This is a genomic window from Methylopila capsulata, from assembly GCF_016907975.1.
Classification (GTDB): domain Bacteria; phylum Pseudomonadota; class Alphaproteobacteria; order Rhizobiales; family Methylopilaceae; genus Methylopila; species Methylopila capsulata.
The window spans coordinates 177,354-200,234 of the sequence record NZ_JAFBCY010000001.1 but is presented as its reverse complement, the minus strand read 5'-3'; the positions used below and the strand labels follow the sequence as shown (position 1 = coordinate 200,234).

Genomic DNA, 22,881 nt, shown 5'->3' with positions numbered 1-22,881 from the left:
GCCGGGCCGACGGCTCCGCCTGCCCTTTTCGACGTCCAACGGACGCCTTAGGGTTCCGTCCATGACCCGCATCAACGACGTCCTCGTCGAGATCACGCCCGAGGTGCTGCTCAAGGCCTACGCCTGCGGGATCTTCCCCATGGCGGAAAGCGCCGACGACCCGGGGCTGTACTGGATCGAGCCGGAACTGCGCGGCGTGGTGCCGCTCGACGGCTTCCACGTGGGCGAACGCCTCGCCCGCACCGTGCGGGCGGACGTGTTCGACATGCGCGTCGACACCGCCTTCGAGGCCGTGCTCGACGGCTGCGCCTCGCCGGCGCCCGGCCGTATGAAGACCTGGATCAACGGGCGTATTCGCCGGCTCTACCTCGACCTCTTCCGGCTCGGCCACTGCCACAGCGTCGAGGCCTGGCGGGAGGGGAAGCTCGTCGGCGGCCTCTACGGCGTGCGGCTCGGCGGGGCGTTCTTCGGCGAAAGCATGTTCCACGTCGAGCGCGACGCTTCGAAGGTCGCGCTCGTGCATCTCGTGGCCCGGCTCAAACGAGGCGGCTTCTCCCTGCTCGACACCCAGTTCGTCACCGACCACCTCAGGCGGTTCGGCGCGATCGAGACGCCGCGACGGGAGTACCACCGCCTGCTGGACGCGGCGGTGGAGCGGGACGCCGACTTCTTTTCCTGGCCGAAGGAGCGGACGGTCAGCGGGGCCGAAGCGCTCGACGCGGTCCGGTAACCCTCCGGTAACCGTGACGGAGGGTTAATTGCGGGCGTAGTTAACCCGCGAGTAACCCGATGTTGCCCGAGCCGAACCGCGACCTGCCCTCCTCGGCCTTCGGTCGCGCCCGTCCCGACGTCACGGTCTGGTCGTCCCGACGTCCGCGCCCGACGATCGATCTGTACCCGGAAGAGCCGGCGTCCAGCCGGTTCGGACGGTGGTGGCCCTACGCCGCCGCGCTCTCGCTGGCCATGATCGCCGGCGCCGCCGCCGCGACGTTCGCGACCGCGCCGGCGCTGACCGACGGCGTCGACGAAGTGTCCGGGATATCCGCGGTCGAGGCCCGCAGCATGGGCCTCGCCCTCAACATCGATCCGACCGGCGAGCGCGCCCGCGACGCCGCCCTTGGCCGCGACGTCGGGGCGTTGAAGTCGGAAATCTCCCGCCTTAACCGTGCGTTGGGACAGGCGAAGGCCAATCAGGCCGCCCTCTCCAAAACCGCCGCCGGCCAGGCCGCGGCGGGCCAGGAGGACGTCAAGGCCCTGAAAGCCGAGGTCGTCGCCCTCCAGAAGGACCTCGCCGCGACCCGCGAGGCCGCCTCGGCCAAGATCGTCGAACTGACCGCCAAGGTGGAGCAACCGCCGAAGCCCGCCGACGACGCGCAGCGTTTTTCGGAGCTCAAGGAGCGCCTCGACAAGATCGAGAACCGCGAAACCGCCGCGGCCTTCAAGCCGAAGCCGGTCGACGATCCCGAGACCACAGGAAGCGTCGCCCCGGACGCCGGGGGATCGGTCGTGCGCAATTGGACCGTGCGGGAGGTCTACGACGGCCTCGCCCTCGTCGAGGGCCGGCAGGGCTCCTACGAGGTCGGTCGCGGCGACGCGATTCCCGGCGTCGGCCGCGTTCGCTCCATCGAACGGCGCGACCGGCAGTGGGTGGTCGTGACCGACCGCGGGGTTATTCTCCAGCGCCCGTAGGCGCTCGAAACGGACTGCACGACCGAGCGAGGCCGGCGCGATCGAGCGTCGCCGCGGTCTCTCTGTTTTTCGCCGCGCCGGTCGTCATGACCTTCCTTGAAGCCGGCCTCGACCATGCAGATGGGCGTGCGCAGTCTCGTCTGCGGCCGCTTCAGCTTGGCGCGGCGACCCGCAGGGCTTATGTTGCGATCTTCCGAGAACCGCCGATCGTAACGCCCGAGATGACCTTCGTCGACGCCCAGACCGCTCCGCTCCGCAAGAACGGGGCGATCAAGATTCATGACGCCGAGGCGTTCGAAGGGATGCGGCGCGCCGGCCGGCTGGTGGCGGAAGCGCTTGACCTCATGAACGACCATGTGGCGCCGGGCGTGACGACCGAAGCGCTCGACAAACTGGCGCTCGAGTTCGTGATGGACCACGGCGCGCTGCCGGCGTGCCTCTATTACCGCGGCTACACCAAGACGATCTGCACCTCGATCAACCACGTCGTCTGCCACGGCATCCCGAACGACAAGCCGCTGCGCGAGGGGGACATCGTCAACATCGACGTGACCGTCATCCTCGACGGCTGGCATGGGGATTCGAGCCGGATGTATCCGGTGGGTCAGATCCCGCGTCGGGCCGAGCGGCTGATCGAGATCACCTACGAGTCGCTGATGCGCGGCCTCGCCGCGATCAAGCCCGGCGCGACCACCGGCGACATCGGCGCGGCGATCCAGGACTACGCCGAGAGCGAACGGACCTCGGTGGTGCGCGACTTCTGCGGGCACGGCATCGGCCGCCTTTTCCACGACGAACCGAACATCCTGCACTATGGCCGCGCCGGCGAAGGCGTTTCGCTGAAGCCGGGCATGTTCTTCACCGTGGAGCCGATGATCAATCTCGGCCGTCCTCACGTGAAGGTGCTCGCCGACGGCTGGACCGCAGTGACGCGCGACCGGTCGCTCTCGGCGCAGTTCGAGCACATGATCGGCGTGACGGACGAAGGCTGCGAAATCTTCACTCTGTCGCCGCGCGGGCTTCACCAGCCGACGTTCGCCGCCTCCGCCTGAGGCGGCGCCGCGTTTCACGACCGATTCGCGCCACGACTCACTTGCGGCGCGCCGCTTGCCGCGCCACGCTTCGTGCGTGGGCGAAGGCGTGAAGCGTATGGCGACGAGGGCTCGAAGCGGCGACGGCGGAGAAGTGGAGCTGCCGGGCCTATCGGAGGCGCGGCCGGTCCGCTCCCCTCAAAAATCGGCGCCTAAGGTTGAGGCGCCGCACTACGCCGGGCACCGCGAACGCCTGCGGGCGCGGTTTCTCGAAACCGGGCCGGACTCGCTCCCAGATTACGAGCTGATGGAGCTGGTGCTCTTTCGCACGATCCCCATGAAAGACGTCAAGCCGTTGGCCAAGCAGCTGGTCGCGACCTTCGGCTCTTTCGCGGAAGCGCTCGCGGCGCCCTACGAGCGCCTCGTCGAGATCAAGGGCGTCAAGGACGCCACGGCGACCGACTTCAAGATCCTGGAAGGCGCGGCGCGCCGCTTCGCCAAGGGCGCCATCGGCAAGCGTCCGGTGCTGTCGTCTTGGTCCGCCGTCATCGATTACTGCCGTACCGCCATGGCCTTCGAGGATCGCGAGCGCTTCCGGATCCTGTTCCTCGACAAGCGGAACGCCCTGATCGCCGACGAAGTGCAGCAGACCGGAACCGTCGACCACACGCCGGTCTACCCACGCGAGGTCGTCCGGCGGGCGCTTGAGCTGCGGGCGACTGCGCTCATCCTCGTCCACAACCACCCGTCCGGCGACCCGACTCCGAGCCGCGCCGACATCGAGATGACGAAAACAATCGTGGACGTCGGGAAGCCACTCGGAATTCTCGTGCACGACCACGTCATCGTCGGGCGTGAAGGACACGCGAGTTTCAGGGGTCTGAAGCTGATTTGATGAGACTTTGCGCAGGCGTCCTGCACCAAAAACGCGCAGACTACCCCTTTCCACGCGGCCGATCCGGATTAGCATCATTCCAGGACACCGCAGCGAGGCCGAGGCTTGAGCACCGCACCTTTCGATGAAATGACCCTGGCCGACGGCTCCGTCCGGCAGGCGTACGCCAAGCTTTCGGAATGGCTTAAGACGGCCCCCGCCGAGCTGCTGAACTACCGCGTCGAAGAGGCGGAGCTTCTGTTCCGGCGCATCGGCATCACCTTCGCGGTCTATGGCGACCAGCAGGCGCAGGAGCGGCTGATCCCGTTCGACATCATTCCGCGGATTATCACCGCCGAGGAGTGGGGACGCCTGAGCGTCGGGCTGGAGCAGCGCGTCGACGCGCTGAACCGCTTCATTTCGGACATCTACGGCCGCCGCGAGATTCTTAAGGCCGGCATCATTCCGGAGGACCTGGTCTTCCAGAACGAGGCGTTCCGCCCAGAGATGGCGGGCAAGACTCCGCCGCACGACATCTGGGTGCACATCGCCGGCATCGACATCGTGCGGGTGGACTCCGAGACCTTCTATGTCCTCGAAGACAACGCCCGCACGCCTTCTGGCGTCTCCTACATGCTGGAAAACCGGGAGGTGATGATCCGCCTGTTCCCGGAGCTGTTCTCGCGTCATCGGGTGGCGCCGGTCGAACGTTACTCCGACGAACTGCTCGCCACGCTGCGGTCGCTCGCGCCACGGTCGTCCTCGGCCGATCCCAACGTCGTGCTGCTGACGCCCGGCGTCTACAACTCGGCCTATTACGAGCACTCGTTCCTCGCCGACAAGCTCGGCATCGAATTGGTGGAGGGACGCGACCTCTTCGTGCGGGACGACGTCGTCTACATGCGGACGACCGAAGGGCCGAAGCGGGTCGACGTGATCTATCGCCGGCTCGACGACGAGTTCCTGGACCCGCTGGTGTTCCGGCCCGACAGCGTGCTCGGCGTGCCGGGGCTGATGGCCGCCTACCACGCCGGCAACGTCACGCTGACCAACGCGGTCGGCACGGGCGTCGCCGACGACAAGGCGATCTACAGCTACATGCCGGAGATCATCAAATTCTACCTCGGCGCCGAGCCGATCCTGAAGAACGTGCCGACCTACCGCTGCCGCGAACCGGAAGCGCTGAAATACGTGCTCGACCACCTGCCCGAGCTGGTGGTGAAGGAGGTCCACGGCTCCGGCGGCTACGGCATGCTCGTCGGGCCCCACGCCTCGAAGGAGCAGATCGAGCTGTTCCGCGCCAAGCTCATCGCCTCGCCGGCCGGGTTCATCGCGCAGCCGACGCTCGCGCTCTCGACGTGCCCGACCTACGTGAACTCCGGCGTCGCGCCGCGGCACGTGGATCTCAGGCCCTTCGTGCTGACGGGCTCCGACGGCGTCCGGATCGTGCCCGGCGGCCTCACCCGCGTGGCGATGCGCGAAGGGTCGCTGGTGGTGAACTCGAGCCAGGGCGGCGGCACCAAGGACACCTGGGTGCTGGACGAATGAGCATCGCCGCCGAACCCATGACCGCAGGACGAACGAGGACGCCGCCCGTATGCTGAGCCGCACCGCCGACAACCTGTTCTGGCTGTCGCGCTACGTCGAGCGCGCGGAAGCGCTCGCCCGCATCCTGGAGGCGACCCAGCGCCTCGCGTCGCTTCCCGTGGCCTACGCCGGCTCCAGCAACGAGTGGGAGAGCGCGGTCTTCACCGCGGGCTGCGACGATGGGTTCTTCGCGAAGTACGAGGACGCCACGGCCGAGACCGTGATCGACTACCTCGTGTTCGAGAAGGAGAACCCCTCCTCGATCGTCAGTTGCTTCGAGGTCGCCCGGCACAACGCCCGCGCGGTTCGCACGGCGCTGACCGTGGAGATGTGGGAGGCCATCAACGGCGCCTGGCTCGAGCTGCGTCGGCGGCAGGATCGGAAGCTCGAGGGCGAGGAGCTCACGCGCTTCCTCGGCTGGGTCAAGGAGATCGGGCTCCGGTTCGACGGCTCCGGCCACCGCACGATGCTGCGGAACGACATCTACGACTTCTCTCGGCTCGGCATGCTGCTGGAGCGGGCGGACAACACCGCGCGCATCCTCGACGTGAAGTACCACCTGCTGCTGCCGAAGGAGACGCAGGTCGGCGGCGGGCTGGACTACTACCAGTGGTCGGCCATCCTGCGGGCGGTGTCGGCGGTCACGAGCTATCATTGGGTGTACCGCGAAAGCCTGAAGCCGTGGCTGATCGCTGACCTGCTGATCCTCAACGACCAGATGCCGCGGTCGCTCGCCGCCTGCTACGGCGACCTGGTGCGGCACCTCGACGATCTCGCCAGCGGCTACGGACGTCAGGGGCCCGCTCAGCGGATCGCCCGCTCGACCCGGATCAAGCTCGAAAACGCCGAGATCAAGCAGGTCTTCCAGGGGGGTCTGCACGAGTTCATCACCGAGTTCATCGCGGACAACAACCGCCTCGGCGCCGCGATCGCGGAGCAGTACCTGGTATGACGCGCACGCCTCATTTCGACGACATGGGACCGGACGGTTCATGCGCCTGAGCATTCGCCATCAGATCACCTACGGCTTCGAGACCCCCGCGAGCGCGGTCGTCCAGACCCTTCGACTGACGCCGCGAAACTACGAGGGCCAGCACGTGGTTCGGTGGCGGCTCGACGTCGACCGCAACTGCCGCCTCCGCTCGTCGGAGGACGCCTTCGGCAACCTCACGCATGTGTTCGCCGCCGAGGGTCCGATCGAGACCCTGACCGTGCTGGTCGAGGGCGAAGTGGAGACGCTGGACAACGCCGGCGTGGTGCGCTCGACGCTCGAGCGCTTCCCGCCTGCGCTCTACCTGCGGAATACTGACCTTACGGCGCCGGATCTCGACATCGGCGCCTACGCCGAAGCCGTCATCTCGGAGAGCCCCGGCGACGTGCTGGCGCAACTCCACACTCTGCTGGCAACGCTGCACGAGGACATGACCTACGAGCGCGGCCCGCGCGACAGCATGACGACGGCGGCCGAAGCGTTCCGCCTGAAACGCGGCGCGAGCCACGACCTGGCCCATGTCTTCCTGGTCGCCGCTCGCCACCTCGGCATTCCCGCGCGCTACGTCAGCGGCTACTACCGGCGCGAGGATGAAGCGGAGCCCGCGAACGACGGCGGCCACGCCTGGGTCGAAGCCCATGTGCCGGGCCTCGGCTGGGTGGGGTTCGACCCTTCGACCGGCGTATCCACCACGGACCGGCACGTCCGGCTCGCGAGCGCGCTCGATTACCTTGGCGCGGCCCCCGTCCGCGGGACCCATTACGGCGGCGGCGGCGAGACGCTCGACATTTCCGCCGTGGTCAGCGACTGCCAAGCCACGCGCAACTACCGTCGAAACGTCCGCAACGATCCCGGGCCCGATACGCCCGCCATCGGTGGGCAGACGCAGTCGCAGCGCTAGATCTCGATCAGGCGGCGCAGCGCCGCGCGATCAAGGATCTCGCATGACTGGATATCGTTTGGCGGCCGCCTTCGCGGCCGGGTTCGTTTCGGTGCTGGTGTTCCATCAAGGCATGCTCGCGCTTCTCGCCGCAGGCGGCCTAACGGCGGCGCAGCCCTGGTCCCTGGCGCCGACGGCGCCGTTCGGCGTTGCCCGGGTGATCTCCGCGAGCTTCTTCGGCGGCCTCTGGGGCGTCGCCTTGGCGTTCCTTCTGCTCCGGTTTCCCAAATCCCCGAGCTATTGGATCGTCGCCCTGCTCTTCGGCGCGATCGCCCCGAGCCTGGTCGCATGGTTCGTGGTGCAGCCGCTTAAGGGCGCGCCCGTGGGCGGCGGGTTCCCGCTCGCCGGAGTTCTCGTGGCGCTGGCCGTAAACGGCGCATGGGGCCTGGGGACGGCGCTTCTGCTCCGGATCGTCGGTCCGCGGAGCGCGGCGCACGCGATCTGAGCCGCCGCCGGCGCCCAAATGTCACGCCTGCCCCGCTTCCATGCGGGATCGGGCCGCAAGTCATTGGCGCTGGCGGGAGTCTCTTGATAGCGTCCCGCGTCACGTCAGCCGGGGCTCAAGCGTATCATGACCTATTGCGTCGGCATTCTCGTCCGCGACGGCCTCGTCATGATCGCCGACACGCGCACGAACGCAGGCATCGACAACATCGCGGTCTTCAGGAAACTCAAGATCGTCTCGGAGAAGGGCCGCCGCGTGCTGGCGATCGCGACCTCCGGGAACCTCTCGATCAGCCAGTCCGTCCTGAGCCTTCTGGCGGAGGGACTCGAGAACCCGGAGACCGGAGAGCTCGAGACGCTCGAGAATCAGCCGACCATGTTCAAGGCGGCCCAACTCGTGGGCCGCGCCGTGCGCGAGGTGTGGCGCACCGACGGCCCCAGCCTGGAGCAGATGTCCGCGCGCTTCGACGTGCAGTTGCTGTTCGGCGGCCAGGTCGCCGGCGGACGCCTGCGCCTCTTCATGATCTACGCCGCTGGCAACTTCATCGAGGTGACGCCGGACACGCCCTATTTCCAGATCGGCGAGCACAAGTACGGCAAGCCCATCCTCGACCGGGCGGTGAAGTACGAGACCGAGCTCTACGACGCGCTCAAGATCGGCCTGATCTCGATGGATTCGACGATGCGCTCGAACCTCGGCGTCGGGCCGCCCATCGACGTTCTCGTGCTGCGGAAGGACGCCCTGACGCCCGAGCTCGATTACAGGATCGAGCCGACGGAGCCGTATTTCCTCGATCTTCGCGAGCGGTGGTCGGCGGCGTTGCGGACCGCGCACATCGAGATCCCGCGGCCGCCCTACGGCGACAACGTCCCCGGCGACATCTGAGGCGCGACGGGCGCCGGCGCGGCGGTCACGTTTGATGGCTGCGGCGCGGGCCGCCGCTCACTCGCCGAGCGTCGGGCCCTGCGGGGCCTGTGGGCGGGCGCCGCCTTTGCAGTCGACCAGCCACACATCGTAAATCGGGTGTTCGACCCCGGACAGCCCAGGGCTTGAGGCGAACATCCAGCCCGAGAAGATCTTCTTCTGCTCGTTGGCCAGCGTCGTCTCGACCACGTCGACATACGACGTCGTGTTCGGCGCTTCGGTCGGCGGCCGCGTGTAGCACACGTGCGGCGTGACCTTGAGCTCGCCGAAAGCCACCGTCTTGTCGATCGGCGCGTCGAATTCGGTGATGCGGCCGGTGATCTTGTCCAAACCGTTGAACACCGCCACCGGATTGTCGATGCGCGGGGTCGGCGCGACGATCTCGGGCTTCGCCGCCTTCGGCTGAGGGCCGATCGGCGCCGTGCCGGGATTCTGGGCCAGCGCCGGGGCTCCATGGAGCGCGCCGGCGGACAGGGCGGCGGCGGTCAGGAAACGTCTGAAGGACACGAAGCGATTCCCGCGGGCGAGACGTGGCGGATGCCTGTCGCGACAAAGCCCGCCAAATGCGGCCCCGTCGGGGCGGCGCGTGGGACGATCAGGCGCCCGGCGACCAGGCGTCGTAGTCCCCGGTCGCGGCCGGGCGGCGGCGATCGGCCGACAGGGTCGACCCCTTGGGGCGGTAGGCCTCGACCGAGCCGGTCTTGTTGGACCGGTGCGGCTTCTGCCACTCCTTGGCGGCGTAGGTCTCCGCCGTCGGCGGCGTATCGACGGTGTGGTGCATCCAGCCGTGCCAGCCGGTCGGGATGGCGGAGGCGTCGGCGTAGCCGGCGTAGACCACCCAGCGGCGCTCGGTTCCGAAGGCGGCGTTCTTGGTCGGGTCGTTCTTCAGCCGGTAGTACCGGTTGCCGACCTCGTCCTCGCCGACGAACTCCCCTCCCCGCAGCGCGACCCGCGTGCCGATGGTGGACCCGTTCCACCAGGTAAAGATGTCGGTCAGAACGCTCATCAAGGACATGGCGCGGCGGGGCCTCGCAGTGTTGGGTGCGTCAACGGTATGGTCCGACGCGACGGCCTTGTCCAGACTCGTGCGGCCCGAGCCTCTCTGCCCGAAAGTCAGTCCACCGCAGTGGAGCCCGTCTTTCGCGTATGAGGGCGCACGCCGAGGTTCCCACACTCGCCGCCATCGGCCCCGCGGCAAGCCCGTCCAGCGTTATCCCCACTGCTATCCACACGGCTCTTTCTGCGGCGGAAACCGTAAGGAAGCGGCGTGGCGCCAGGGCTTCCAGCGATTGATCCGGGGCGTCGTCAACGTTTGATTCACTGGTTGCGAGACACCATATCTGGTGTCGATGGGTGGCGCCGCGACGATAGCTAGTGTTCAGCAGGGTGGAAAACCCAGGTTCCGACTCGACGGCTCGTAAGACTCGATTTACGTTCCTAGCCGTCGCCGAGGCCTGAGCGGCCCGCGCTGCGTAACACCTGCCCTTTGCATTTGAACGGCGATTTCGCGATCGCCGAACCGTCGTCGCGCAATCTGTTTGCGGGCTCGCGCCCCTGCGCCTCGACGACCGCCGCCGGACCCCTGCGGGCCGGCATGCGTTTTCGCCTTTGACGCCCGTCGCTGCGGCGTCTTTCGGACTGGAGCTTGGACGTCATGCGGATCGAACGTCGCTACACCACCGCCGGCCAGTCCCCTTACGCGGCCATTCCCTTCCGCAAGGCGACGAGCGAGATCCGCAATCCCGACGGCTCGACCGTGTTCCGCGCCGCCGACATCGACGTGCCGGAGGCCTGGAGCCAGGTCGCCGTCGACATCTTGGCGCAGAAGTATTTCCGCAAGGCCGGCATCCCGGCGAAGCTGAAGCCGGTCGAGGAGAACACGGTTCCCTCCTGGCTCTGGCGTTCGATTCCCGACCAGGCCGCGCTCGACCAGCTTCCGGCCGACCAGCGCTCCAGCGGCGAGCAGGACGCGCGGCAGGTGTTCGACCGCCTCGCCGGCGCCTGGACCTACTGGGGCTGGACCCACGGCTATTTCGACTCGGAAGAGGACGCGCGCGCCTTCTTCGACGAGCTCGCCTTCATGCTGGCGACCCAGAAGGCCGCGCCGAACTCCCCGCAGTGGTTCAACACCGGCCTGCACTGGGCCTATGGCATCGACGGGCCCAGCCAGGGCCATTTCTACGCCGACCATCGCACCGGCGAGGTCCGCGCCTCCGAGAGCGCCTATGAGCGCCCGCAGCCGCACGCCTGCTTCATCCAGGGCGTCTCGGACGACCTTGTGAACGACGGCGGCATCATGGACCTGTGGGTGCGCGAGGCGCGCCTGTTCAAGTACGGCTCCGGCACGGGCTCGAACTTCAGCCAGCTCCGCGGCGAAGGCGAGCGGCTCTCGGGCGGCGGCAAGTCCTCCGGCCTGATGTCCTTCCTCAAGATCGGCGACCGCGCCGCGGGCGCCATCAAGTCGGGCGGCACCACGCGCCGCGCGGCCAAGATGGTCGTGGTCGACGCCGACCACCCCGACATCGAGAACTACGTGTCGTGGAAGGTGAAGGAGGAGCAGAAGGTCGCGGCTCTGGTCACCGGCTCCAAGGTCGTCAAGAAGCACCTCTCGGCGATCCTCAAGGCCTGCGTGAACTGCGAGGGGCCCGAGGGCGACTGCTCCAACCCGGAGAAGAACCCCGCGCTCAAGCGCGAGGTGAAGCTCGCCCGCAAGGCGATGGTGCCGGACAACCTGATCAAGCGCGTGCTGCAGCAGGCGGCGCAGGGCGTGACCGAGGTCGACTTCGACACCTACACCACCGACTGGGACGGCGAGGCCTACCTCACGGTCGCGGGCCAGAACTCCAACAACTCGGTGCGCGTCACCGACGACTTCCTGCGCTCGGTCGAGACCGACGGCGACTGGAATCTCGTCGGCCGCACCACCGGCAAGGTCACCAAGACGCTGAAGGCCCGCGGTCTGTGGGACCAGGTGTCCTACGCCGCCTGGGCCTGCGCCGACCCCGGCATCCAGTTCCACACCACCGTCAACGACTGGCACACCTGCCCGGCGTCGGGGCCGATCCGCGCCTCGAACCCGTGCTCGGAGTACATGTTCCTCGACGACACGGCGTGCAATCTCGCCTCGCTGAACCTGCTGCAGTTCCGTCGCGACGATAAGAGCTTCGACGTCGAGGCCTACGCCCACGCCTGCCGGCTCTGGACCGTGGTGCTCGAGATCTCGGTGCTGATGGCGCAGTTCCCGTCACGGCAGATCGCGGCGCTCAGCTGGCGCTACCGCACGCTCGGCCTCGGCTACGCGAACATCGGCGGCCTGCTGATGTCCTCCGGCATCGGCTATGACTCCGACGCCGCCCGCGGCCTCTGCGGCGCGCTCTCCGCGCTGATGACCGGCGTCGCCTACGCCACCTCGGCGGAGATGGCCGGCCAGCTCGGCGCCTTCGAGGGCTACCCGGAGAACCGCGAGCACATGCTCCGCGTCATCCGCAACCACGCCCGCGCCGCCCGCAGCGAGTCCACCGGCTACGAGAGCCTCGCCACCCTGCCCGTGCCGCTCGACGCGGGCTCCTGCCCGGACCAGTCGATCGTGGCGGCCGCGCGAGCCGCCTGGGACCGCGCGCTGTCGCTCGGCGAGCAGAACGGCTTCCGCAACGCCCAGGTCTCGGTCATCGCCCCCACCGGCACGATCGGCCTGGTGATGGACTGCGACACCACCGGCATCGAGCCCGACTTCGCGCTGGTGAAGTTCAAGAAACTCGCCGGCGGCGGCTACTTCAAGATCATCAACCGCGCCGTGCCCGAGGCGCTGCGCACGCTGGGCTACGCCGAGCACCAGATCGCCGAGATCGAGGCCTACGCCGTCGGCCACGGCTCCATGCGCCAGGCCCCGGCGATCAATCCCGGCTCGCTGCGCGCCAAGGGCTTCCCCGACGCGCTGATCGAGACGCTCGAAGCGGCGATGAAGTCGGCCTTCGACATCAAGTTCGTGTTCAACAAGTGGACCCTCGGCGAGGCCTTCCTCACCGGCCAGCTCAAGGTCCCGGCCGAGAAGCTCGACGACGCCTCCTTCGACCTGCTGGCCTATCTCGGCTTCTCGAAGGCCGAGGTCGAAGCCGCGAACACCCACGTCTGCGGCGCGATGACCGTCGAAGGCGCGCCCCACCTCAAGGCCGAGCACTATCCCGTGTTCGACTGCGCCAACGCCTGCGGGCGGACGGGCAAGCGCTTCCTGTCGGTTGATAGCCACATCCGCATGATGGCGGCGGCGCAGCCCTTCATCTCGGGCGCGATCTCCAAGACCATCAACATGCCGAACGACGCGACGGTGGAGGATTGCTCCGCGGCCTACATGCTGTCGTGGAAGCTCGCGCTGAAGGCGAACGCCCTCTACCGCGACGGCTCGAAGCTCTCCCAGCCGCTGTCGTCCCAGCTGATCGCCGACGAGAGCGACGAGGACGACGCCGTCGACGCGCTGATCGCGCAGCCGAACGCGGCCCGCACCGCCCAGGTGATCGAGAAGATCGTCGAGCGCGTCCAGCTGATCCGCGACCGCGAGAAGCTGCCGTCCCGCCGCAAGGGCTACACCCAGAAGGCGATCGTCGGCGGGCACAAGGTGTACCTCCGCACGGGCGAGTACGACGACGGCCGCATCGGCGAGATCTTCATCGACATGCACAAGGAGGGCGCCGCCTTCCGTTCGGTGATGAACAACTTCGCCATCGCCGTGTCGCTCGGCCTGCAGTACGGCGTTCCGCTCGAGGAGTATGTGGAGGCCTTCACCTTCACCCGCTTCGAGCCGGCCGGCTTCGTGCAGGGCAACGACACCATCAAGAACGCGACGTCGATCCTCGACTACGTGTTCCGTGAGCTCGCGATCTCCTACCTCTCGCGCTACGACCTCGCGCACGTCGACCCGTCCGACATCGCGCCGGACGCGATCGGCGGCGGCGTCGAGCAGGGCAAGGCCCCGATCGCTCCTGTGTCGAAGGGACTTTTGCGCGGTCGTCAGTTGGCGGCGGTGCCGTCCCTCAGCCCGAGCGGCGAACCGAAGGGCGCGTCGAACGTGACCACGATCGGCGGCCCCCGCCCCACGACCGCGGGCCTCGCCACCCAGGGCGCGACCGCTCTCAAGCGCGAGCCGCAGCCGGCGACCGAGGAGGCCCTCGGCCACCTCGCCTGGGAGGCCCCCGCGCCGGCCCCGGCCGCCAAGACCGCCGAGACCCGCCGCATGGAAGCCCGCGTCAAGGGCTACGAGGGCGACAACTGCTCGGAGTGCGGCAACTACACGATGGTGCGCAACGGCACCTGCCTGAAGTGCGACACCTGCGGCTCGACGAGCGGCTGCAGCTGAACGGGCGACGGCGTGGAGAAAGACCCGAAGGTGGAAATTCCGGCCCAAGGTTCGAAGCTGGAATGATCGAGCTCGCCGCGCGGAAATGCTCCGCGCGGCCCTCGGGGGGCGAAACGAAGCGTAGCCGAGCCGCGGAGCTTGGAAACGATCAACGTGGGTTCGCCCGCGACGACGATGCGTGACCGCGACGTAGCCCGAGCCCGCCCATGGCGTCCGCATTCGCGCCGCGGCGCTGTCCCCGTCCGACAGACGCCGCCCTCCGCCTGACTTACCTCTTTCGCATCCTGCCAAAGGCTTTCGGGCGCCGTCGCTGAACCGCGCCCGGGGCGCGGGACGCAATCGGCGGATGTCGGGCGCGCCCGAGGTCTCGGATGGGCGGCTTTCGCCCCTTCCCTGCTTGCCGACACTGTCGCGGACCGCCTCAAAAGACAGGCGATCTCTTGCGTGCGGCAGCGACGGACAGGACCCCATCCATGGCGCGAAAGACGGCGTTGATTCTTGGCGCGACCGGACAGGACGGCGCCTATCTCGCGGAGCTGCTGCTCGCCAAGGGCTACCTCGTCCACGGGTTGAAGCGCCGGTCGTCGTCGTTCAATACCGGACGCATCGACCACCTCTACCAGGACCGGCACGAGGACGACGTCCGCTTCACGCTGCACCACGGCGACATGACGGACGCGACCAACCTCATCCGGATCGTCCAGGAGGTCCAGCCCGACGAGATCTACAACCTCGCCGCGCAGAGCCACGTCCAGGTCAGCTTCGAGACGCCGGAGTACACCGCGAACGTTGACGGGCTCGGCACGCTTCGCGTGCTCGAGGCTTTGCGGATCCTGGGGCTGACCAAGTCCTGCCGGTTCTACCAGGCCTCGACCTCGGAGCTGTTCGGACAGGCCGCGACAGTGCCCCAGGACGAGCGGACGCCGTTCGCGCCGCGCAGCCCCTACGCCGCGGCGAAGCTCTATGCCTACTGGATTACGGTGAATTACCGTGAGGCTTACGGCATTCACGCCTCCAACGGCATCCTGTTCAACCACGAGAGCCCGATCCGCGGCGAGACCTTCGTCACCCGGAAGATCACGCGCGCCGTCGCCGCGATCGAGCAGGGCCTCCAGCCCATGGTCTATCTCGGCAACCTCGACGCCAAGCGCGACTGGGGCCACGCGCGGGACTACGTCGAGGGCATGTGGCGGATCCTGCAGCAGGACGAGCCCGAGGATTACGTGCTCGCCACAGGCGAGACCCACACCGTGCGGGAGTTCGTGGAGGCGGCGTTCGGCTACGTCGACCGCGAGATCGCGTGGAGCGGCTCGGGGATGGAGGAGCAGGGCCACGACGCCCGTACGGGCGAGCGGCTGATCGCGATCGACCCGCGGTATTTCCGTCCCACCGAAGTGGACATCCTCCTCGGCGACCCGACCAAGGCCCGGCTGAAGCTCGGCTGGAAGCCCACGACGAACTTTTCCTCACTTGTCGGCGAGATGGTCAGCTCCGACCTCGAAGCCGTCCTGACCGAAGCGAGGCGAAACGACCGCTATGGCTGATGCTCTCCCCTCCCCGCCCCGCTCGTTCGAACTCCGGGGCAAGCGGATCTTCGTCGTCGGCCATCGCGGCATGGTCGGCACGGCGCTGATGCGTCGGCTCGCCCGTGAAGACTGCGAGCTGCTGACGGTCGACCGCGCCGCGCTCGACCTCCGCCGCCAGGCGGACGTGGAGCGTTGGATGGCCCGCTGCCGGCCCGACGGCGTCATCGTCGCCGCGGCACGCGTCGGCGGGATCGCGGCGAACGCCTGCGAGCCCTACGAGTTCCTCTACGACAACCTCATGATCGGCGCGAACCTGATCGCGGCGGCGGCCGCGGCCGACGTCGAGAAGCTGCTGTTCCTGGGGTCGAGCTGCATCTATCCGCGGCTGGCCGAGCAGCCGGTGCGCGAGGACCAGTTGCTCACCGGCCCGCTGGAGCCGACCAACGAGGCCTATGCGATCGCCAAGATCGCAGCGCTCATGCTCGCCCGCAGCCTGAACGTCGAGCACGGACGGCGCTTCGTCACCGCGATGCCGACGAATCTCTACGGTCCAGGCGACAACTTCGACCCCGCGAGCTCCCACGTGCTGCCAGCCTTGATGCGGCGGATCCATGCCGCGAAGGAGGCCGGCGACGCGGCCGTCACGATCTGGGGATCGGGCGCTCCACTACGGGAGTTTCTGCACGTCGACGATCTCGCCGAGGCCTGCGTCCTCGTGCTCCGGCGGTATGACGAGGCCGTGCACATCAACATCGGCTCCGGCGAGGAGGTCAGCATCCGCCAGTTGGGCGAGACGATCGCCGACGTGGTCGGCTACCGCGGCGCCTTCGTCTTCGACCGCTCGAAGCCCGACGGCGCGCCCCGCAAGCTGCTCGCTGCCGACCGCATCCGCGCGCTCGGCTGGCGACCGCGCATCACCCTGGCGGAGGGGATCGCCGCTATCTACCCGTTATGGCTTCGGCCGTCGCACGGCTCTCGCGCGCAGGCGCCGGCGTAGGCTCCGGACGGTCGACGCGCAGGATGTCACGGGGCTCGAGACGCGTGAACTCGTCGGCGGGCAGGTCGACATAGACGTCGCCGGCGACGCGGGCGATGCGGAAGGACGGTTCCGGGATCTGCGCCGGGCCGGCGGCGAGACGTCCACCGGTCTCGGTAAGCGCCGCCGTCGCCGCGCGAAGCTTTCGCTCGATGCGCGCGAGGTTCAGGTCGAGGTCGAGCCGCGCGCCGGCGTTGTCCTTCGCCTGCTGGTCGCCCAACTCCTGAATCTTCTGCTCGATCTGCAGCTTGTTCTGTCGGGCGCGGGCCAGATAGGAGTCGAGGTCGAGCGCGTCCCGCCGGGTGGCGGACAACTGGCGCTTGGACGCGAGCAACCGCGGCAGCGGCGCCAGCCCCTTCTCCACGAGCCCCTGGGCCGTGTTCACCTCCTGCTGGAGCAGGCCGATCTCGTCTTCGTGGAGCGCGATGCTGCGCCTCAGCGCGGCGATCTCCTGATCGTAGTTCGCGCCCTGGCTGCGGAGCGCCGCCTGTTGGCCGGCGAGCACGGTCTTCCGCACCTCGAACAGCGCCTTCTCGTTGTCGACGATCGCCGTCAGGTCGGCCGCCGGCACAAAGGGATCGCCGAGCGCCGCGGCGTCGGGAGCGAAGGGCGCCCGGGCGATCTCCGCCGCGATCCGGGCGCGATGGACCCGCGCGGCGACGCGGGCGAGCCGCTGGTCGGCGACCTCCTGCTCCGCCGCGATCACCTGCAGCATCAGCGAGTCGGTCGCGAGCCGCGGCCTTCTGAGACCGCCTGCGACCGCGACGAGTTCAAGCGCGACCATCCCCGGGCGAAACGCGTATTGCCCCGGCCGCTCCAGCTCGCCCGAGGCGAACACAGGCGCGTACTCGGCGACCTCGACCAGCGGCGCGCTGCGCGTCGGCGCTCGTTCGGCGAGACGGGCGGCGAGATCCTGCGCGAGGTCGGCGACGCTGCGATCGGCGGCGGCGAGGCTGCCGACCAGCGGATAGCTGATCGCGCCGTCCGGCCCCACCCTGAACTTGCCCGTCAGTTCGGTCTCGCCCACCACGGTGATCTGCAACAGATCGCCGGCGCCGACCCGGTACTCCGCGGGTCGATCGGCGGCGCCGGCTCCAGCCGGCCGGAGAAGCGCGATCGTCGCGACGGCGGCGGTCAGGGCGAGCGAGCCTCGTGGGGCCATACGACGGAGGCTCATGGTCAAGCTCCCGTCGTCTTGAGCATGCGCGGCTTCGACGACGTCGCCTGGCCGAAGTCGACGCTTTCCGGCGCCGCCGAGGGCCGCGGTGGGGCGACGACCGGCGCCTGGCGCGCCGCGGCCCCCGTCGTGGCGCCGAGCGCGACGCAACCTGCGATGCGGACGTCGCGCAGCGCGAACAAGCGAACGGTATCGGACAGCGCCTCGCGCGAGGTCGCGCCCACCGTCTCGACCAGGATGACGGCGTCGGCAAGCGCGCCGACCTGCAGCGCCGCCCGCGCCTGAGACAGCGAGGGGGCGTCGACGAGAACCACGTCGAACCGCTCTCGGAGAACACGGATGCGGCCCGCAAGGTCGAGCGCGGAAGCCTGTCCGCGGACCCGGACCTCGTCCAGCGCCCCGAAACGCGCCGTGCTCAGGGCGTCCGCGAACAGCCTAACGCCTGAGACGTCCTGAGCGGGCGCGAGGACCGGCGGTTCGTTCGAGCCGTCGCGCGTCGCGGCCGCCCGGGCGACGGCCTGGCCGCCGCGCTCCGCATCGAGGACGGCCACCGCCAGTCCTTCAGCGGCAAGGCTGCGGCCGAGCGCGACGCAAAACGCCGTCCGACCGTCGGCGTCGGCGTCGGACGACGTCGCGAGCACGACCTTGCGGTCGGCTTGCGGCTGATCCAGCCCCAACGCCGCGCCGATCCGCGCGATCGCCGCGGCGTGACGCGGGCCACCCGCTCCGCGGCCTGGCAGCGCGCCGAGCAGCGGCGCGCCGACCAAGCGTTCGAGCTCCTCGGTCGAGCGCACCGCGCCGTCAAGCCGCTCTCGGAGCAGCGCGCAGCCGACGCCGGCCGCGCAGCCGGCCACGAGGCCGAGCGCCAGCAGCGGCAGCAGCTTCGGGGTGGTGGGGGCTTGCGGCGGCTGCGCACGCGACAGCAGGCTGGCGTCTGAGGTCGCAAGGCCCTCCTGCTCGATGGTCTGCTTGTAGCGGTTGAGAAAGCTCTCGTAGATCGAGCGGTTGGCGGAGGCCTCGCGCTCAAGCTGGCCCAGGACGACGCGGTTCTGCCCGACCTCGCCCGCCACGCGCTCAAGCGCGGCCACCTCGCTCGCCAGCGCGCGCTCCTTGCCGCGCGCGACCTCCACCTCGTTCGCGAGGCTCGCCACCACGCGGCCGATCTCGGCGTCGATTTCGGCGCGCACCGACACGAGCTGCCTGCGACGCGCCGGAAGCTCCCCGCTCTTCAGCGCGCCGCTCTGCTCGATGTCCGCCACCTGCCGGACGAGTTCGGTCTCCCGTGTCCTCAGTGACTGCACCGTGGCCGAGCCCAACGCCTCGCTGAAGGTGAGAGCGTCCGGGCTGTCGCGCACGACCAGGCGCACCGCCTCGAGCCGCGCTTCGGCGCCGGCCCGCTGCGAACGGGCCGCGGCGAGTTCCGTGCTCAGCGCCGATAGCCGCTGCCCATCCAGGGTGAGGCCGTTGGTCTCTTCGAGCCGCTTGGTCCGCCGGAAAGACTGCGCGGCGATCTCGGACTCCTTCAGGCGATCGCGCAGATCTGCGAGCTTTTCACCCAGCCAGGCGCTCGCCCGCCGCGTCGCCGCCGTCTGCACCGCGATCTGGTGCTCGAGATAAGCATCGGCATAGGCGTTCGCCGCCCTCGCGGCGAAGGCCGGATCGGACGACTGCATGGAGATGAAGATCGTGAAGGACCGGCTGTCATTGTTGACGCGGAGACCCCGGATCAACTGGTCGACGGCGGGGGCGGACTCCGGCTCCGCCGCAAAGGGCTCCGGCTCGCCGCCGAACAGCCGGTCCCACCAGTTCGGCGCGGAGGGCGCCGCGGGGGCCGACGTGAGATTGAGGCGCGTCGCCACTTCGGTCGCCATCGACCGCGATGCGATCAGGTCGAGCTCGGTGCGCAGCACAGCGTTCTCTTGCGGCAGCCGCGACACCACCGCGTCGACGCTCAGGACCTGGACCTTGCGGGCGTTTAGCGCCACCACCGCTTCCGCGACGTAGCGCGCCGGCAACACGGCGTAGGCCGCCAAGGCGCAGGCGAGGCCGAGAACGACCGGGAGGACGAGCGCGACACGCCGTCGGCGCGCAACGTCCGCCAGCGGCGAGCGGGGTTCGCTCGCGGCCTGTTCCGCAACGATCATGATCGTGCTCCCCCTCCCGGTCGTTCTGCGGTCAGCAGGGCGCGGCCGATGGGTGCTGCGCGCTGGTCATGAAGGCGACCTCGGTCCGGTTCTTGGCCTTCAGCTTCCGCATGATGTTGCGGACGTGAACCTTCACCGTGCTCTCCCGCATGTTGAGCTCGTAGGCGATGATCTTGTTCGCCTTGCCCTGCCGGAGCGCGTCCACCACCGCGGCCTGCCGCGCCGTGAAGCGTCCCGCCATCGCGAGCGGATTCGCCTGCGACCCTTCGCAGATCAGCTTGCGCGAGGAGGTGAGGCTGCTGGCCGGAATATAGGTTCCGCCGACCCCGACGAGCTTCATTGCTTCAACCGCGACGCTGAGGCTCGCGCTGGTCGGGACGTAGCCGCGCGCCCCGAGGTCCAGCGCCTCCAGAATTTGCGGCGCGTCCTCCTCGTCGCCCATCAGGACAATTCGACAGCCCGGAGCCGCCTCGCGCAGCTGCGACATCGCGTTCATCACCACGTCGTCGGAGGCGCGGCGTCCGCCGATGCCCAGCATGATGAGGACGTCGCCGGCGTCGTCGTCGGAAATCGACGCCATCCAGTCGATCACGCTGGCGAAGGCCGCAATGCGGCCGCTCGGCCACCGCGCCTGCAAACAGCTCGCGACGCACTCAAGCACGATGTTGCGCAGTTCGATGACAACGATGCTGTCCCACCGATTAACGATGCTGGCGTCGCTCACGATTGCGTCGCCCACTACATATTGATCAAACGTCATAACAACTTCCCCATGTTGTGACTATTTGAACACAGGCCAATGGCCGTGCACTTCAATTAATCATTCATATTGTGTGCTTAATTCTACGGCAGACGTCCTCTATTCCGAGCTCTGACGGTCCACATCAAAAACTGTTACAAAGTATTCGTTGAATTTCCGAGAGCTTCGATATTAACGAATAAAAATCGCATACAATTAATCTGGGTTAACAAGACTCCTTCATAATTGCATCCTCCGGGTGCGGCGCCACCGCAGGTTATCTAGTCACGTTTTGGAATGCAGTATTTCTGGATCCCCCGAATGGCATAGACCACCACGCCGCCGCTCAAGCCGCCGTTTTCACCCGGAGAAGAACGTCGAAAGCCGCCGAAGGCCGAGCCCGCCGTGGCTCGTCTGCAGCGGCCGGCCAACGCTTCGAAGCAACCACTTCGTATAGGTGAAGTATATCCGCGGGCGCACCGCCGCAGCGCGTCAGGCCGCAGGACGACAGGCGACGCACAACCCATCCGCAAAGTACTGAAGACGGGAAATCCGGCGAAGGGCGGCGTTCGCCACGCGCGACTGCGGCGACTTCTCCGCCCAGTACACACGCCAGTCCGTCGGCTCGAGGCCGACCATCGACAGCAGCCGGCTGAGCGTGGAGACCGAGTAATAGGCGACGTGCTCGGGATGCACGATCTCGTTCCGGCCGAAGAGGCGGGCGGCAAGCTTGATGGAGGCGTGGTTGGGGGTGGTGATGAGGATGCGCCCGTCCGGCCGGCAGACGCTGCGCAGCGACGACAGGAAGTCGCCGGCGTTGGCCACGTGCTCAAGCGTCTCGCCGGCGACGACCACCTCGTATTGGCCGGGCGTCGAGGCGGACAGCGGCTTCTCGCAGTCGGCGACGTAGAGGTTGTCGTAGCCCGCGGCGCGCAGCATTGCGATCCCCTCCTCCGAAAGGTCGACCCCCGCCAGCTCACGCGCGCAGGCGTGCAGGCGCGGGTGCAGCAGCTCCCCGCGCGCCAGACGGTCTTGCGTGAACGGCATGTCCGCGCAGCCCACGTGCAGCACGCGTTTGCCGCGCGCATAGTGCTCGATGAAGTCCACCCGGTCGACGGGAGTGAGAATCGGCAGCTTCATGGATTGGTCCTTTGTGCGCCGCCCCGCCGCCTGCGGGCGGTCCGTTTCAATCGCATCGCCTCTCGAGGGGGCGGCGCGGGGCGGCTTGGGCGATCGCCTGGCGGTAGATCCGCTCGAGGTCGCGGGCGCTTCGGCCCCAGCAGAACGTGGTCTCCACCAGCGCACGGCCTCGCGCGCCCATGGCGTCGCGCGCCTCGTCCGGGAGCGCGAACAGCGCGCGCAATCCTGCGGCGAGGTCGTCGACCGCGCAGTCGATCGGCAGGGCGGCGCCCGCCATGAAACCTTCGGGCAGATTGCATTGGCTGGTGATGAGGGCGGGAAGGCCGTAGCCCCAGGCCTCCAGCACCGCGAGCGGCTGGCCTTCGCTGACGGACGGCAAAACGAACGCGTCCGCTCTCGCGAAGGCCGCGGCCTTCGCCTCGCCGTCGAGATGTCCCACGAAGCGCACGGACGCTCCGATCCCAAGCGCGCTGACGAGGTCGACGAGTCCCGCTTCGTAGGCGGGCGTTCCGGAGCCCGCCACCACGAGATCCCACGCCCTTGCGTCCGACGCGTGTTTCGCGTCGGCCCAGGCGGCGAGGAGGATAGCGAGCCCCTTCTTCGGCGTGAGGCGGCCAAGGTAGAGCAGTGTCCGCCGCCCGGAGGCGCGCGCCGCTGCCCGGCACGGCGCGTAGCTCTCGACCGCCGGCGCATGCGCGCCGTTCGCAACGGTGCACACCAGGTTGCGCAGGCCGAAGGCCCGGATCGCCTCCCGTTCGGACGCGCAGAGCGCGTGCAGCCAAGCCGCCCCGCGCAGGTGCCGCGCCTCGTAGGCGAACAGCGCCGCCGCTTTTTTCCAGCGACTGTTGGCGAGGGCCCAGGGATCGAGCATGCCGTGAGGGCTGACCACATAGGGACGCCCGGTCCTAGAGGACCACCGGCTCGCGGCGACGGAACCGTACATCCACAGACCGTGCACGTGGAGGACGTCGAGATCGGCCGCGATGAGCGCAGGTCCGAGACCGGGCCCGAAGCCGAACGAAGTCGGTCCGACGACGTCGAACAGGCTCAGCTGCGCAGGCTTCCAAGCCTCGACATCCACGACCGCCGCCGTTCGGTCGGCGGCGAACACCTCGACCGACACCTCCGGCGAGCGGTGCAGCGCGGCGCAGAGCGCGCGCAGGCTCGCCGGCACGCCGCCGCCGCCGTTCCCGACCGCGCCGACGAGCATGCCGACCCGGATGGGCCGCGCGACCGCTTCGATGGGGTCGGCCGGCGTCGAAAGGTCGATGTGGAGGTTCATGGCGCC

Annotated in this window: 19 protein-coding genes; 12 read left to right on the top strand and 7 right to left on the bottom strand. The window is 68.6% G+C overall.

The genetic code is table 11. The annotated features are described in order from the left end of the window. Nucleotides 1–61 precede the first annotated feature (61 nt). From aat to JOD31_RS00865, 9 genes are all read left to right on the top strand, one after another. A complete protein-coding gene (gene aat / locus JOD31_RS00905) occupies nucleotides 62–730 on the top strand; it encodes a leucyl/phenylalanyl-tRNA--protein transferase (protein ID WP_204948445.1) in 669 nt (222 codons plus the stop codon). A gap of 59 nt (nucleotides 731–789) precedes the next feature. Further along, entirely contained in the window at nucleotides 790–1,689 is a 900-nt protein-coding gene (locus JOD31_RS00900) for a hypothetical protein (protein WP_204948444.1), read from the top strand. A 221-nt stretch (nucleotides 1,690–1,910) separates the two neighbouring features. Next, nucleotides 1,911–2,741 (top strand): type I methionyl aminopeptidase, encoded by an 831-nt coding sequence (gene map, locus JOD31_RS00895; RefSeq protein ID WP_204948443.1) that lies wholly within the window; start codon nucleotides 1,911–1,913, stop codon nucleotides 2,739–2,741. A 97-nt stretch (nucleotides 2,742–2,838) separates the two neighbouring features. Further along, nucleotides 2,839–3,615 (top strand): RadC family protein, encoded by a 777-nt coding sequence (gene radC / locus JOD31_RS00890; protein WP_204948442.1) that lies wholly within the window; start codon nucleotides 2,839–2,841, stop codon nucleotides 3,613–3,615. A 129-nt stretch (nucleotides 3,616–3,744) separates the two neighbouring features. Then, nucleotides 3,745–5,142, top strand: a complete 1,398-nt coding sequence (locus JOD31_RS00885) for a circularly permuted type 2 ATP-grasp protein (RefSeq protein ID WP_204949299.1) — start codon at nucleotides 3,745–3,747, stop codon at nucleotides 5,140–5,142. Between the two features lie 49 nt (nucleotides 5,143–5,191). Continuing rightward, a complete protein-coding gene (locus JOD31_RS00880; RefSeq protein ID WP_020185268.1) occupies nucleotides 5,192–6,133 on the top strand; it encodes an alpha-E domain-containing protein in 942 nt (313 codons plus the stop codon). Between the two features lie 40 nt (nucleotides 6,134–6,173). Further along, on the top strand, nucleotides 6,174–7,073 hold the full coding sequence (locus tag JOD31_RS00875; protein WP_204948441.1) for a transglutaminase family protein: 900 nt from the start codon (nucleotides 6,174–6,176) through the stop codon (nucleotides 7,071–7,073). Between the two features lie 43 nt (nucleotides 7,074–7,116). Continuing rightward, nucleotides 7,117–7,557: a hypothetical protein gene (locus JOD31_RS00870; RefSeq protein WP_246482292.1), complete on the top strand. Its 441-nt coding sequence runs from the start codon at nucleotides 7,117–7,119 to the stop codon at nucleotides 7,555–7,557. Nucleotides 7,558–7,683: 126 nt separating this feature from the next. After that, nucleotides 7,684–8,442, top strand: coding sequence for a proteasome-type protease (locus tag JOD31_RS00865; RefSeq protein ID WP_204948440.1), 759 nt, complete (start codon nucleotides 7,684–7,686; stop codon nucleotides 8,440–8,442). 57 nt (nucleotides 8,443–8,499) lie between these two features. On the opposite strand, the gene JOD31_RS19700 is transcribed toward JOD31_RS00865, so the two are convergent. Both JOD31_RS19700 and JOD31_RS00855 read right to left on the bottom strand, forming a co-directional pair. Continuing rightward, a complete protein-coding gene (locus JOD31_RS19700; RefSeq protein WP_204948439.1) occupies nucleotides 8,500–8,988 on the bottom strand; it encodes a DUF2155 domain-containing protein in 489 nt (162 codons plus the stop codon). 88 nt (nucleotides 8,989–9,076) lie between these two features. Further along, the gene (locus JOD31_RS00855; RefSeq protein ID WP_204948438.1) at nucleotides 9,077–9,496 is read right to left on the bottom strand and encodes an NADH:ubiquinone oxidoreductase subunit NDUFA12; all 420 of its coding nucleotides are present in this window, start codon (nucleotides 9,494–9,496) and stop codon (nucleotides 9,077–9,079) included. A gap of 639 nt (nucleotides 9,497–10,135) precedes the next feature. Here JOD31_RS00855 and JOD31_RS00850 point away from each other — a divergent pair. The 3 genes from JOD31_RS00850 (at nucleotide 10,136) to JOD31_RS00840 (ending at nucleotide 16,354) form a co-directional block, all read left to right on the top strand. After that, entirely contained in the window at nucleotides 10,136–13,831 is a 3,696-nt protein-coding gene (locus tag JOD31_RS00850; protein WP_204948437.1) for a vitamin B12-dependent ribonucleotide reductase, read from the top strand. A gap of 473 nt (nucleotides 13,832–14,304) precedes the next feature. Next, nucleotides 14,305–15,375 (top strand): GDP-mannose 4,6-dehydratase, encoded by a 1,071-nt coding sequence (gene gmd / locus JOD31_RS00845; protein ID WP_204948436.1) that lies wholly within the window; start codon nucleotides 14,305–14,307, stop codon nucleotides 15,373–15,375. Continuing rightward, nucleotides 15,368–16,354, top strand: coding sequence for a GDP-L-fucose synthase family protein (locus tag JOD31_RS00840; protein WP_204948435.1), 987 nt, complete (start codon nucleotides 15,368–15,370; stop codon nucleotides 16,352–16,354). Before gmd ends, JOD31_RS00840 begins: the two co-directional genes overlap by 8 nt. Here JOD31_RS00840 and JOD31_RS00835 read toward each other — a convergent pair. From JOD31_RS00835 to JOD31_RS00815, 5 genes are all read right to left on the bottom strand, one after another. Then, nucleotides 16,296–17,570, bottom strand: a complete 1,275-nt coding sequence (locus tag JOD31_RS00835; protein ID WP_204948434.1) for a polysaccharide biosynthesis/export family protein — start codon at nucleotides 17,568–17,570, stop codon at nucleotides 16,296–16,298. The two genes, JOD31_RS00840 and JOD31_RS00835, sit on opposite strands and share 59 nt — an antisense overlap. Before the next feature lie 2 nt (nucleotides 17,571–17,572). After that, the gene (locus tag JOD31_RS00830) at nucleotides 17,573–19,714 is read right to left on the bottom strand and encodes a GumC family protein (RefSeq protein ID WP_204948433.1); all 2,142 of its coding nucleotides are present in this window, start codon (nucleotides 19,712–19,714) and stop codon (nucleotides 17,573–17,575) included. 31 nt (nucleotides 19,715–19,745) lie between these two features. Beyond that, the gene (locus JOD31_RS19695; RefSeq protein WP_204948432.1) at nucleotides 19,746–20,438 is read right to left on the bottom strand and encodes a LuxR C-terminal-related transcriptional regulator; all 693 of its coding nucleotides are present in this window, start codon (nucleotides 20,436–20,438) and stop codon (nucleotides 19,746–19,748) included. A 507-nt stretch (nucleotides 20,439–20,945) separates the two neighbouring features. Further along, a complete protein-coding gene (locus JOD31_RS00820; protein ID WP_204948431.1) occupies nucleotides 20,946–21,593 on the bottom strand; it encodes a class I SAM-dependent methyltransferase in 648 nt (215 codons plus the stop codon). A gap of 46 nt (nucleotides 21,594–21,639) precedes the next feature. Next, the gene (locus JOD31_RS00815; RefSeq protein WP_204948430.1) at nucleotides 21,640–22,875 is read right to left on the bottom strand and encodes a glycosyltransferase; all 1,236 of its coding nucleotides are present in this window, start codon (nucleotides 22,873–22,875) and stop codon (nucleotides 21,640–21,642) included. Nucleotides 22,876–22,881 lie beyond the last annotated feature (6 nt).

What these genes read in the sequence shown, in the direction of transcription:
- JOD31_RS00880 (WP_020185268.1), top strand. Translation starts at nt 5,192, where the DNA reads ATGCTGAGCCGCACCGCCGACAACCTGTTCTGGCTGTCGCGCTACGTC.
- radC (WP_204948442.1), top strand. Translation starts at nt 2,839, where the DNA reads ATGGCGACGAGGGCTCGAAGCGGCGACGGCGGAGAAGTGGAGCTGCCG.
- JOD31_RS00870 (WP_246482292.1), top strand. Translation starts at nt 7,117, where the DNA reads ATGACTGGATATCGTTTGGCGGCCGCCTTCGCGGCCGGGTTCGTTTCG.
- JOD31_RS00835 (WP_204948434.1), bottom strand. Translation starts at nt 17,570, where the DNA reads ATGAGCCTCCGTCGTATGGCCCCACGAGGCTCGCTCGCCCTGACCGCC.
- JOD31_RS00865 (WP_204948440.1), top strand. Translation starts at nt 7,684, where the DNA reads ATGACCTATTGCGTCGGCATTCTCGTCCGCGACGGCCTCGTCATGATC.
- gmd (WP_204948436.1), top strand. Translation starts at nt 14,305, where the DNA reads ATGGCGCGAAAGACGGCGTTGATTCTTGGCGCGACCGGACAGGACGGC.
- JOD31_RS00900 (WP_204948444.1), top strand. Translation starts at nt 790, where the DNA reads ATGTTGCCCGAGCCGAACCGCGACCTGCCCTCCTCGGCCTTCGGTCGC.
- JOD31_RS00885 (WP_204949299.1), top strand. Translation starts at nt 3,745, where the DNA reads ATGACCCTGGCCGACGGCTCCGTCCGGCAGGCGTACGCCAAGCTTTCG.
- JOD31_RS00815 (WP_204948430.1), bottom strand. Translation starts at nt 22,875, where the DNA reads ATGAACCTCCACATCGACCTTTCGACGCCGGCCGACCCCATCGAAGCG.
- JOD31_RS00850 (WP_204948437.1), top strand. Translation starts at nt 10,136, where the DNA reads ATGCGGATCGAACGTCGCTACACCACCGCCGGCCAGTCCCCTTACGCG.
- JOD31_RS00855 (WP_204948438.1), bottom strand. Translation starts at nt 9,496, where the DNA reads ATGTCCTTGATGAGCGTTCTGACCGACATCTTTACCTGGTGGAACGGG.
- JOD31_RS00830 (WP_204948433.1), bottom strand. Translation starts at nt 19,714, where the DNA reads ATGATCGTTGCGGAACAGGCCGCGAGCGAACCCCGCTCGCCGCTGGCG.
- map (WP_204948443.1), top strand. Translation starts at nt 1,911, where the DNA reads ATGACCTTCGTCGACGCCCAGACCGCTCCGCTCCGCAAGAACGGGGCG.
- JOD31_RS00875 (WP_204948441.1), top strand. Translation starts at nt 6,174, where the DNA reads ATGCGCCTGAGCATTCGCCATCAGATCACCTACGGCTTCGAGACCCCC.
- JOD31_RS00820 (WP_204948431.1), bottom strand. Translation starts at nt 21,593, where the DNA reads ATGAAGCTGCCGATTCTCACTCCCGTCGACCGGGTGGACTTCATCGAG.
- aat (WP_204948445.1), top strand. Translation starts at nt 62, where the DNA reads ATGACCCGCATCAACGACGTCCTCGTCGAGATCACGCCCGAGGTGCTG.
- JOD31_RS00840 (WP_204948435.1), top strand. Translation starts at nt 15,368, where the DNA reads ATGGCTGATGCTCTCCCCTCCCCGCCCCGCTCGTTCGAACTCCGGGGC.